11 protein-coding genes are annotated in these 11,764 nt (G+C 62.7%); 6 read left to right on the top strand and 5 right to left on the bottom strand.

Annotated features, from left to right (window positions below; genetic code table 11):
* The 6 genes from ENZ75_RS07205 to mazG all read left to right on the top strand — a co-directional run.
* On the top strand, positions 1-1,305 hold a 1,305-nt coding region (locus tag ENZ75_RS07205; RefSeq protein WP_206617019.1), incomplete at its 5' end, for a cbb3-type cytochrome c oxidase subunit I.
* 5 nt (positions 1,306-1,310) lie between these two features.
* Complete coding sequence (gene cyoC, locus ENZ75_RS07200) at positions 1,311-1,937, top strand: cytochrome o ubiquinol oxidase subunit III (protein WP_013531504.1); 627 nt, start codon at positions 1,311-1,313, stop codon at positions 1,935-1,937.
* Entirely contained in the window at positions 1,934-2,314 is a 381-nt protein-coding gene (gene cyoD, locus ENZ75_RS07195; RefSeq protein ID WP_013531503.1) for a cytochrome o ubiquinol oxidase subunit IV, read from the top strand. The genes cyoC and cyoD overlap by 4 nt, the downstream gene beginning before the upstream one ends.
* 96 nt (positions 2,315-2,410) lie before the next feature.
* Positions 2,411-3,118, top strand: coding sequence for an SURF1 family protein (locus ENZ75_RS07190; RefSeq protein WP_063168041.1), 708 nt, complete (start codon positions 2,411-2,413; stop codon positions 3,116-3,118).
* A 252-nt stretch (positions 3,119-3,370) separates the two neighbouring features.
* Positions 3,371-4,555 carry an amino acid aminotransferase gene (locus ENZ75_RS07185; RefSeq protein WP_063168042.1) on the top strand — a complete coding sequence of 395 codons (1,185 nt, stop codon included), beginning with the start codon at positions 3,371-3,373 and terminating at the stop codon, positions 4,553-4,555.
* Between the two features lie 80 nt (positions 4,556-4,635).
* Complete coding sequence (gene mazG / locus ENZ75_RS07180; RefSeq protein ID WP_063168043.1) at positions 4,636-5,460, top strand: nucleoside triphosphate pyrophosphohydrolase; 825 nt, start codon at positions 4,636-4,638, stop codon at positions 5,458-5,460.
* A 62-nt stretch (positions 5,461-5,522) separates the two neighbouring features.
* On the opposite strand, the gene hflX is transcribed toward mazG, so the two are convergent.
* The 5 genes from hflX to ENZ75_RS07155 form a co-directional block, all read right to left on the bottom strand.
* On the bottom strand, positions 5,523-6,914 hold the full coding sequence (gene hflX, locus ENZ75_RS07175; protein ID WP_063168044.1) for a GTPase HflX: 1,392 nt from the start codon (positions 6,912-6,914) through the stop codon (positions 5,523-5,525).
* Positions 6,915-7,160, bottom strand: a complete 246-nt coding sequence (gene hfq / locus ENZ75_RS07170; protein WP_006202172.1) for an RNA chaperone Hfq — start codon at positions 7,158-7,160, stop codon at positions 6,915-6,917. It lies immediately after the preceding gene.
* A gap of 145 nt (positions 7,161-7,305) precedes the next feature.
* The gene (locus ENZ75_RS07165; RefSeq protein ID WP_128277995.1) at positions 7,306-8,169 is read right to left on the bottom strand and encodes a D-amino-acid transaminase; all 864 of its coding nucleotides are present in this window, start codon (positions 8,167-8,169) and stop codon (positions 7,306-7,308) included.
* Positions 8,170-8,267: 98 nt separating this feature from the next.
* Positions 8,268-9,629 (bottom strand): sigma-54 dependent transcriptional regulator, encoded by a 1,362-nt coding sequence (locus ENZ75_RS07160; protein WP_013531496.1) that lies wholly within the window; start codon positions 9,627-9,629, stop codon positions 8,268-8,270.
* On the bottom strand, positions 9,619-11,764 hold a 2,146-nt coding region (locus ENZ75_RS07155; protein WP_164887751.1), incomplete at its 5' end, for a PAS domain-containing sensor histidine kinase. The genes ENZ75_RS07155 and ENZ75_RS07160, both read right to left, overlap by 11 nt.

The following is an 11,764-nucleotide window of genomic DNA, read 5'->3' as shown; positions in this document are numbered from 1 at the left end:
ATCTTCACCTGGACCGCGCTCTGCACAAATGTGCTCATCGTCGCCGCCTTCCCGGTGCTGACGGCGGTGCTGGCCCTGCTGGCTCTCGACCGCTATGTCGGCACCAACTTCTTCACGAACGACTTCGGCGGCAATCCGATGATGTACGTGAACCTGATCTGGATCTGGGGCCACCCCGAGGTCTACATCCTGATCCTGCCGGCCTTCGGCATATTTTCCGAAGTGACCTCGGCCTTCTGCGGCAAGCGGCTCTTTGGCTACACCTCGATGGTCTACGCAACCATCGTCATCACCATCCTGTCCTATCTCGTCTGGCTGCATCACTTTTTCACCATGGGGTCGGGAGCGAGCGTCAACTCGTTCTTCGGCATCACCACGATGATCATTTCGATCCCGACAGGCGCCAAGATATTCAACTGGCTGTTCACCATGTACCGCGGCCGCATCCGCTTCGAACTGCCGATGATGTGGACAGTCGCCTTCATGCTGACCTTCACCGTCGGCGGCATGACCGGCGTGCTGCTCGCCGTTCCGCCGGCCGACTTCGTGCTCCACAACAGCCTGTTCCTGGTCGCGCATTTCCACAACGTCATCATCGGCGGCGTGCTGTTCGGCCTGTTTGCCGGTATCAGCTACTGGTTCCCCAAGGCATTCGGCTTCCGGCTCGATCCGTTCTGGGGAAAGATGTCCTTCTGGTTCTGGGTGGTCGGCTTCTGGTTCGCCTTCATGCCGCTGTACATCCTCGGCCTGATGGGCGTAACGCGCCGGCTACGCACCTTCGAGGATCCCTCGCTGCAGATCTGGTTCATCATCGCCGCTTTTGGCGCCTTCCTGATCCTCCTTGGTATCCTGTCCTTCCTCATCCAGATCTTCGTCAGCGTGCGCCGGCGCGAGCAGCTTCGCGACGACACCGGTGATCCGTGGGACGGGCGTACACTCGAATGGGCAACCTCGTCGCCGCCCCCGGCCTACAATTTCGCCTTTACGCCGGTCGTCCACGATCTCGACACCTGGGCGGACATGAAGAATCGCGGTTACCAGCGTCCGTTGACGGGCTTCCACGACATCCACATGCCGCGCAACACCGGAGCCGGCGTCATTCTGGCTGGGTTGAGCGTGGTGCTTGCCGTGGCGCTCATCTGGTACATCTGGTGGCTGGCGATCGTGAGCTTCGTTGCTCTGATCGGCTACGCCATCGCGCATACCTTCAATTACGACCGGGACTTCCACATTCCGTCCAGCGACGTCACCCGCGTCGAGGACGAGCGGACACGCCTGCTCGCAGCCACCAGCCAGGCGGGATGAGCACCATGGCACACGCCGACACGGTGATCGACGACACGATCTTCCACCTGGAAGACGACCACGGCCATGCCGAGAGCGGCAGCAGCACCATGCTCGGCTTCTGGATCTACCTGATGAGCGACTGCCTCATCTTTGCGATGCTGTTTGCAGTCTACGGCGTGCTCGGTGGCAACTACGCCGCCGGGCCCGCGCCGAAGGACCTGTTCGATCTTCCGCTGGTCGCGCTCAACACCACCATGCTGCTCCTGTCCTCCATCACCTACGGCTTCGCGATGCTGGAGATGGCGAAAGGGCGAGTGAGGCCGATGCAGGTGTGGCTGGTGATCACCGGCCTGTTCGGCCTCGCCTTTCTCGGCATCGAACTCTACGAATTCGCCCATTTCATCCACGAGGGGGCGACGCCGCAGCGCAGCGGCTTTCTTTCGTCGTTCTTCACGCTGGTCGGAACGCATGGCCTGCACGTCACCTTCGGCCTGGTCTGGCTGGTGGTGCTGATGGTGCAGGTCTCCAGGCATGGGCTGATCGCCGCGAACCAGCGGCGCCTGATGTGCCTGAGCATGTTCTGGCACTTCCTCGACGTCATCTGGATCGGCGTCTTCACCTTCGTTTATCTGATGGGAATGTTGCGATGAGCGCCGGGCACCAAACAGACACCAGCAACCACAGCCACGCGCATCACGGCGTCAATCACGGCTCGCTGGCCGGCTATCTGACAGGCTTCGGCCTGTCCGTCGTGCTGACCGCCGTTCCCTTCTGGCTGGTCATGACCAACGCGCTCGGCAATCAGATGGCGTCGGCGATTGCCATCATGGCCTTCGCCGTCGTGCAAATCATCGTCCACATGGTGTTCTTCCTGCATATGAACACCAGGTCGGAGAGCGGCTGGACCATGATGGCGCTGATCTTCACCCTCATCCTGGTGATGATCGCGCTGACGGGCTCGCTCTGGGTCATGTACCATCTGAACGTCAACATGATGCCCGGCCATGACATGAGTCAGATACCCTGAGAGAGGGACCTGGCTTTGGACGAACAGGCGCGGACGACACCGCATCCGAATACAGGCGACGGCCAAAGGGTTACGCGTTCGAGATGGACGCTATTGATGCTTTGCCTTTGCGGAGCCATCGGCATCGCAGGGTTCTCGGCGCTCGGTATCTGGCAGCTGGAGCGCCGCGTCTGGAAGCTCGACCTGATCGAGCGTGTCGACCAGCGTCTCAAGGCAGTACCCGTGGCCGCCCCGGCGCCTTCGGCCTGGCCAGCGATCAACGCCAGGGATGACGAGTATCGCCGCCTCGTCGTCACGGGCCGGTTTCTCGGTGATCGCGAGACCCTGGTCCAGGCGGTCACCGATCTCGGCGGTGGCTTCTGGGTAATGGCGCCGTTCCGAGCGGATGATGGCTTCACGATTCTGGTGAACAGGGGCTTCGTGCCGACGGACAAGCGCGATCCGGCAACCCGCTTCGCAGGCAAGCCCTCGGGCGATCACACCGGAATTCATGGCCTGTTGCGCATCAGCGAACCGAAAGGCGGCTTCCTGCGCACCAACGATCCGGCTGCCAACCGCTGGTATTCGCGCGATGTACAGGCGATCGCCGCCAAGCAAGGCATCGGGCAGGTCGCTCCTTATTTCATCGATGCCGATGCCACGCCCAATCCGGGAGGGTGGCCGGTCGGCGGCCTGACGGTCGTTTCGTTCCACAACAACCATCTGGTCTATGCCCTGACATGGTTCGGGCTGGCCTTGATGGTGCTGGGCGCGGTCGCCTGGCTGTTGCGGCAGGCTGTGAAAGACAGGCCCGGCGGGGGCTGACCGCTGACCGCTGGCCGAGGCAAAGCCGAAATTACGCACGGAAGCGCTCATGCCGGCGCAGAGGATGGCGTGATCGCTCTGCTCGTGCCGGCTGGTCATTTCCGACGCGCATCAATAGGTTTCCCTTCAAACCCTCATCCATGAGCGCGCAGGGCAGGCTTCCCAGCCGTCTCGGGCTGGAGCACCTAGCTAAAACCGCTGGCGAAACGCGACCGATTTGCGTATCACTCCGCCGCCATTGGAGCCCTATCGATGTTTGAGACCCTGCAGCCCGCCCCCGCCGACAAGATCCTGGCCCTGATCGGCCTTTATCGCGCCGATCCGCGCCCCGACAAAGTCGATCTCGGCGTCGGCGTCTACAAGGATCGCGACGGCAAGACGCCGGTTATGCGCGCCGTGCGCGAGGCGGAAAAGCGCCTGCTGCAGGCCCAGGACACCAAGACCTATCTCGGCCTTGCCGGCGATACCGGCTTCAACACGGTGATGGCCAAGCTCGCCTTCGGTCCGGGCGCTGACATGACGCGCATCCGCGCCGCACAGGCGCCCGGCGGCTCCGGCGCGCTGCGGCTGGTGGCGGAATTGCTGAAGCGGACGCGTTCGGACGCAACCATCTGGCTGTCGGACCCGACCTGGCCGAACCACATGCCGGTGATGCGCGCCGCCGGCCTGCAGATCCGTGAATACCCGTATTTCGACGCCGCGTCGGGTGCTGTTCGCTTCGACGACATGCTGGCGGCCCTGCGGACCGCAAAGAGCGGCGACGTCGTGCTGCTGCATGGCTGCTGCCACAACCCAACCGGCGCCAATCTGGATGCGGCACAGTGGGCAGCCGTTACCGATCTGGTCGTCGAGCGCGCGCTGCTGCCGTTCGTCGACATCGCTTATCAGGGCTTTGGCGATGGCCTTGAGGCCGACGCCCTCGGCTTGCGCCTGCTGGCGGCGAAAGTTCCGGAAATGGTCGTCGCGTCGAGCTGCTCGAAGAATTTCGCCGTCTACCGCGACCGCGTCGGCGCAGCAATGATCCTGGCCAAGGACGGCGCACAGGCAGATGTGGCGATGAGCCAGATGCTGTCGGCGGCGCGCGCCATGTATTCGATGCCGCCGGACCACGGGGCAGCAGCCGTACGCATCGTGCTGGAGGACGCCGCCTTGCGTGCAGACTGGGAAGCCGAACTTGAAGAGATGCGGCTGCGCATGCTGAGACTCCGTGTCCAGTTCTCCGAAGCCCTGCGCCGGCAATCCAATTCCGACCGCTTCGATTTCGTCGCCAGCCATCGCGGCATGTTCTCCCGCCTTGGCCTCACCGAAGCGCAAGTCGAACGGCTGCGCGCCGAGCACGGCGTCTACATGGTCGGCGACAGCCGCATCAATGTCGCCGGCCTGCCCGAGGACGGCATGGACGACCTCGCCAAAGCGATCGTCTCGGTGCTCGACTGACGTGGCTCGCCTGTGGACAAGGCACTCTCGCCGGCTGACAGCGTTGGCCGCGCGGCCGGCCGCGCGATAGCATCAGCCCTATGACGCCATCGAAAGACATTTCGCGCCTGATCGAGATCATGGCGGCGCTGCGGGCGCCGAAGACCGGCTGTCCCTGGGATATCGAACAGGATTTCTCGACCATCGCGCCCTACACGATCGAAGAGGCCTATGAGGTCGCGGATGCCATCGCGCGCGGCGACCTCGACGATCTGCGCGACGAACTCGGCGATCTGCTGCTGCAGGTCGTCTACCACGCGCAAATGGCCGAGGAGGCCGGCGAGTTTGCCTTCCCCGATGTGGTGCAAGCCATCACGACGAAAATGATCCGACGCCATCCGCATGTCTTCGGCGACGAAAAGGCCCGCAGCGCCGGCATGGCCAAGGGCATGTGGGAAAAGATCAAGGCAGAAGAGAAGGCAGAGAAACGAAGCGCCCGCCTCGCGCGCGGTCTCGATCCCGAAGACAATGGCAAGGGGTTTCTGGATAGCGTGCCGGTCGCCCTGCCCGCGCTGACCCGGGCGCTGAAACTTCAGGAGAAGGCCGCCCGCGTCGGCTTCGACTGGAGCGAGGCAGCACCCATCCTCGACAAGATCGAGGAAGAGATCGGCGAATTGCGCGAGGCGCTGGCCAAGGGCGACACCGCCTCGATCAAGGACGAGTTCTGCGACATGCTGTTTGCCGTCGTCAATCTCGGTCGCCACCTCAAGCTCGATTCGGAAGCAGCGCTGAGCGGCACCAACGAGAAATTCCGCTCACGTTTCCATTATGTCGAGCAGGCTTTGGAGAAAGCCGGCAACACGCTGGACAAGGCTGATCTGGCCGAGATGGAAGCGCTCTGGCAGGAAGCAAAGACCGCGAAGTAGTCTCTCTTTTCGGGCAACTCCCGACGGAAACCGCTATACACTTTTCCTGGAACTGCTCCGGATTATCCGTTGTTTTTACGACGCAATCTGTTTTCGATCTCTTCGCGCGCGCTTTGCGTGGCCTTCAGCGAGATGGTGGCGCTGCCGTCGTCATTGTCGCTTCGCGAAACCACATCGCCATTGCGGTAAAGCCAGTCGACAAGGCCGAACTGTGCCGGCTCGATCGTCACGGTGAGGTCTTCGAGTTCGCCCGCCATCCGCGTTTCGATGATCGCCTTCAGCGCATCGATGCCCTCGCCGGTCACCGCCGACACCGCAATCGGCGGCGCCTTGTTGGCATCGGCGCCGTCTGCAAGCAGCCGGGTCCGGTTGCCTTCGTCGAGCCGGTCGATCTTGTTCCACACTTCGATCACCCGCTTGGCATCACCAGCGTCAACGCCAAGATCTGCAAGGATACGCTCGACATCCTCGGCCTGGGCGGCCGTGTCCGGATCGGAAATGTCGCGCAGATGAAGCACGAGGTCGGCCTCGACCACCTCTTCCAGGGTGGCGCGGAAAGCCGCGATCAGATGTGTCGGCAGGTCCGAAATGAAGCCGACCGTGTCGGAGAGGATGATCGGCGTGCCATGTGGCAGGCGCACGCGGCGCAGCGTCGGGTCGAGCGTGGCGAACAGCATGTCCTGTGCCAGCACATCCGCCCCGGTCAGCCGGTTGAACAGCGTCGACTTGCCGGCATTGGTGTAGCCGACGATCGCCACCACCGGGAACGGCACCTTCCTGCGCTTGGCGCGGTGCAGGTCGCGCGTGCGCCGCACCGTTTCCAGCTCCTGCTTCAGCTTGATGATCTTTTCCTGCAACTGCCGCCGGTCGGATTCGATCTGTGTTTCGCCGGGGCCCCCAAGGAATCCGGCGCCGCCGCGCTGACGCTCCAAATGGGTCCAGCTACGCACGAGGCGGCCCTTCTGGTAGTTGAGATGGGCGAGCTCGACCTGCAGCGTGCCTTCCTTGGTGCGTGCACGCTCGCCGAATATCTCGAGGATCAGCCCGGTGCGGTCCAGCACCTTGGCGTTCAGCTCTTTCTCGAGATTGCGTTGCTGCACAGGGGTCAGCGGATGGTCGACGACGACCACTTCCGCATGTCCCTCTTTGACGATTTCCGCGAACTCGGCGACCTTGCCGCTGCCGAGCAGCGTCGCCGGGCGCGGATCGTTGACGGTCACCACCGCGGTGTGAATCAGATCAAGGTTGATGGCGCGGGCAAGGCCAACGGCCTCGTCGTGACGCGCATCAGCCGAACGCATCAGCCGCGGGCGGTTGGTCTCGTCGTCGTTGCGCTGGTGGCGGGTAAGGACGGGCACAATGACCACGGCCCGGGTCGGGCCCTTGGCCTCAGTCCTGGGGTGATGCGCTGGTTTCCCGCGAACGGTGGCGTCCGCGTCTTTCTCACGTGCCAATCAGGCGCCCTGGCTTTCCTCGCCATCGAACATCTGAACCGGCTGGCTCGGCATGATCGTGGAAATGGCGTGCTTGTAGACGAGCTGGGAGTGACCATCGCGGCGCAGCAGGACACAGAAATTGTCGAACGAAGTGACCACGCCGGTCAGCTTCACGCCGTTGATGAGGAAGATGGTGAGCGGGTTCTTGCTCTTGCGAACTGAATTCAGGAACAGGTCCTGAAGGTTTTGCGATCGTTCCGCCATTGTTCTTGTCTTTCGCCGATCCCCTTCGGTTTGCAAGCCAATGCGCCAAATTAACGGGCGCATGTCAAGCTCGCAAACACCGTCTTGTCGTCAGTAACGACAAGCAGAACGAGATATATTGATGTTCATTCCACCTGTGCGGTTATCAGGCTGGACTTTTTTCCGCAATGTCAAAAAAGGCTTGCCGCAACGAAAGTGTTATTGAGCCGGGGTGCCCATTGGCGACCGTGTCGCCATCGATGGTCACCACCGGCATGGCGATCGTCGTTGCGGAACTGATGAACGCCTCGCGTGCCGTCTTGGCCTCGGCGACGGAAAAGCCGCGCTCCTCGATCTTCAGGCCAAGCTTGGCCGCCACTTCGAACATGGTCGTGCGGGTGATGCCGCGCAGGATGCCATGCTCGGCCGGCCTGGTGACCAGAACGCCGTCCCTGGTGACGATCCAGGCGTTGGACGAGCCGCCTTCCTTGACGTTACCTTCGGTGTCGACGAACCAGGCTTCCTGCGCACCGGCTTCCTTTGCCTTCTGCTTGGCCAAGACATTGGGCAGCAGCCCGACAGTCTTGATGTCGACCCTGTCCCAGCGGTTCTCCGGCACGGTGATGACGGCGATGCCTGTCTCGGCTCGCTTTGCACCAGCGGCAGGATCGGCCTTCCTGGCGGTTACCACCAGCGAAGGCTTGGTGTCGGCGGAAGGGAAGACGAAGTCGCGGCTGGCCACGCCGCGCGTCACCTGCACGTAGACCAGGCCATTGGCGACGTGGTTGCGATTGACCACCTCACGCAGAATGAGCGGCAGCACGTGAGAGGTGACCGGCCAGGCGATCGACAATTCGGTCAGCGGACGGTTCAGCCGGGCCAGGTGGCGCGGCATGTCGACGATGAAGCCACGCGCCACTTCGCAGACCTCATAGACACCGTCGGCAAACTGATAGCCGCGATCCTCGATATGCACGGCAGCGTCGGCGTGCGTGACATAGCGCCCGTTGACATAGGCAATGCGCGGCATTGGCGACCCCTCAGAAATTCTCGGGCTTTCTTATGCGATTCCACCGCGGGCGTAACCGGCAAATGGTTGGACCACGCGCGGCTGGTCGGACGTCGCGCTTAGACGCCCAGGGACTTCAGCTTGCGATGCAGAGCGGAGCGCTCCATGCCGATGAACTCGGCGGTTTTCGAGATGTTGCCGCCGAACCGGTTGATCTGGGCGATCAGGTAATCCTTCTCGAACTGCTCACGCGCTTCGCGGAGCGGCAGCGCCATGATGTGTTGGTCGGATTGATTCGGGGTGCGCGGCATGACATCGCCGATCTCGGCCGGCAACAGATCAGCGGTGATCGGCGCATCGACGTCGTCGCCGCGCGCCAGGATCATCAGGCGCTCGACATTATTGCGCAGCTGGCGAACGTTGCCCGGCCAGTTGTGCGCCTGCAGCACGGCCAGCGCGTCGTCGCCGATGCGGCGCGGCTTGATGCCGGCCTGGCGGGCGATCTGCTTCATGAAATTGTCGACGAGGTAGGGAATATCCTCGCGCCGCTCGGCCAATCCCGGCACGATGACCGGAACCACCGCGAGGCGATGGTAAAGATCCTCGCGGAAACGCCCGTCGGCGATCATCGCTTCGAGGTTCTGCGACGTGGAAGAGATGATGCGGACATCGACCTTGACCCGCTTGGTTCCCCCTACCCGCTCGAACTGCTGCTCGACCAGCACGCGCAGGATCTTGTTCTGCGTCTCGCGCGGCATGTCGGCCACCTCGTCGATGTAGAGGATGCCGCGATGGGCCTCCTCGAGCGCGCCGACCTTGCGCTCGACGCCATTCGATTCGGTGCCGAACAGTTCGATCTCCATACGCTCGGGCGTGATGTTGGCGGCGCTCAGCGTCACGAAAGGCGCGCCCTTGCGCGCCGACAGCGTGTGGATGGCGCGCGCGGCCAGTTCCTTGCCCGAGCCAGACGGGCCGATGATCATCACGCGGCTGTTGGTCGGCGCGACGCGTTCGATGGTCTGACGCAACTGGCTCATCGCCGACGACATGCCGATCAGATCGAAGGTTTCACCGCTGCGCAGCTTGAGGTCGGAAACCTCGCGCCGCAATTTCGAGGTCTCGAGCGCACGTTCGGCAATAAGGATCAGCCTGTCGGCCTTGAACGGTTTTTCGATGAAGTCATAGGCGCCGCGACGGATGGCGGAGACCGCCGTTTCGATGTTGCCGTGGCCGGAAATCATCACCACCGGCAAGGTCGGATGCATCGTCTTGATCTCGTCGAGCAGCGCCAGCCCGTCGAGACGCGAGCCCTGCAGCCAGATGTCGAGGAAAATCAGCCGCGGCGCGCGATCAGCTATAGCAGCGAGCGCGCTGTCGGCATCGAATGCCGTGCGGGTTTCGTGACCTTCGTCGCTCAGTATGCCCGCGACGAGTTCACGGATGTCTTCCTCGTCATCGACGATGAGAATATCAGACGCCATTACCGACCTTTTCAGTTTCTCTTTCGTTTTCCGCCCTGCTTTCGCCGCGCGGAGCCGTTGCGGCCGCAGGCGGCAGGATGATGCTGATCATCGCGCCGCGCCCATCGTGGAAGTCCGCAGGAGCATCGTGTAGTTCCAGCCTGCCACCATGGTCCTCCACGATCTTCTTGACGATAGCGAGGCCAAGTCCGGTGCCCTTCTCGCGTGTGGTCATGTAGGGCTCGAGCAGCCGTTGGCGATTCTCGCGCGGCAGGCCTTTGCCATTGTCGATGACGTCGATTCGAATCACACCATTCTGGCGCCCGGCCTGAATCCGGATTATGCCGTGCGAACCATCCTTCTGTTCCAATCCGTCGATTGCCTCGGCGGCGTTCTTGATCACATTGCCGAAAGCCTGCGCCATCAGCCGGCTGTCGAACGTGCCCTTCAGCGGCTCGCTGCCGAAGGTCCGCTCGAAGGTGATGTCGGCGCGGCTGACCTCGACCAGGAACGAGGCCTCGCGCAGCGATTCGCGCAGATCTATGGCCTTCATCTCGGGCTTCGGCATGCGCGCGAACGCCGAGAATTCGTCGACCATACGGCCGATATCCTCGACCTGACGAATGATGGTGTCGGTGCACTGGTCGAAAACCTCGCGGTCCTCGGTAATCACCTTGCCATAGCGGCGCTTGATGCGTTCGGCCGAGAGCTGGATCGGCGTCAGCGGGTTCTTGATCTCGTGGGCGATACGCCGCGCCACATCCGCCCAAGCCGACGAGCGCTGCGCCTGGACCAGGTCGGTGATGTCGTCAACCGTCACGACATAGGACTTTTCCTCCGAGCCGTCATCGCCGGCCTCGATGGTGATCTGAACGTTGAAGGTCCGCTCGGCGCCGGCGCGGTAGAAGGTCACCTGCTCGCGATAGACGGGTTTGCCGGACTTGCGGCCGATTTCGAAGACGCGGCCGACATGCGGCAGCACGGCGGAAAGGTTCTGCCCAAGGGCTGCGCTGGCGGATATGGCCAGCATCGCTTCGGCCGAGCGGTTGACGATGGTGACGATGCCGTAGGGATCGACGCCGATGACGCCGGCGGTAACGCCGGCAAGCACGGCTTCGGAGAAGCGTCGCCTCTCGTCGATCAGGTCCTTGGCCGACAGGATCTCGTTGCGCTGCGATTTCAGTTCGAGAAGCATTTTGTTGAACGTATCGCCGAGCGAGGCGACATCGCCGTCCGAGGGCCTGACCGGAACCGCGACGTCGAGATTGCCGGTCGCCACTTCGTCGGCGGCGCCGATGAGCTGGCGAATGGGCCGCACCAGACGGTCGGCGACCGCAATGCCGGTCCAGATCGCGGACAGGATGATGATGAGGGTGAGCGAAAGATAGGGCAGCGCGAAGGCCACCTGCGAGGTGCGGCGGTTGTCTTCCAGCCCCCGATATTCGTCGGTGTTGGACCTGACGATCTGCCGCGCCTTGATGACCTCCGGATCGACGAGGCGAATGGTATAGAGATAGAGCCCTTCGATCTCGCGCAGCTTGACGATGGCGCCCATGATGTTGCGCGTTTTCGGCTCGATCAGCACCGGCTTGCCGTCGGCAGCGCTGGCCACGGCGCCTTCCGGCGGCTCAGGCATGGCAAAATCCGTGTCGGTCTTGGCGCTCATGACGAAAGAGCCGTCAGGTTTGATCAGCGCCGCATGAGCCAGCGAACGGCCCACGGCTTCCTTGTTCATCAGGTCGAGAAAGCCGGTACGATCAAGGCCGTAGAGTGTGCGTGACGCATCGAGATCATAGGCCATGGACAGTGTCGTACCCTGCAGGTTGCGGGCATTTTCCTGAACATAGGCGTCGGCGATCGACAGCGACGAATTGACGATCGTCTTGGTGCGGATCTCGAACCAGCGGTCGAGGCCGATGTCGAGCGTGATCGACGCGATGATGGCCACCATGATGGCCGGAATGGCGGCAACCAGGGCGAACATGGCGACAATGCGCACATGCAGCCGCGAAGCGGCCTTGCCATGCCGGCGCGCCATCAGGATGCGGTGCACCTCACGCCCGACCAGCGCGATAAGAATCAGGACGAAAGCCGCGTTGAGGGCAATCAACGCCAGCGTCGTCGACTCGTTCGGTGTGATCGGCGTGGCGCCAACG

It is taken from the genome of Mesorhizobium sp. M7A.F.Ca.CA.002.04.1.1, from assembly GCF_004022805.1.
In the GTDB taxonomy this organism is placed as follows: domain Bacteria; phylum Pseudomonadota; class Alphaproteobacteria; order Rhizobiales; family Rhizobiaceae; genus Mesorhizobium; species Mesorhizobium ciceri.
This window is presented reverse-complemented; position numbering and strand designations above follow the sequence as displayed.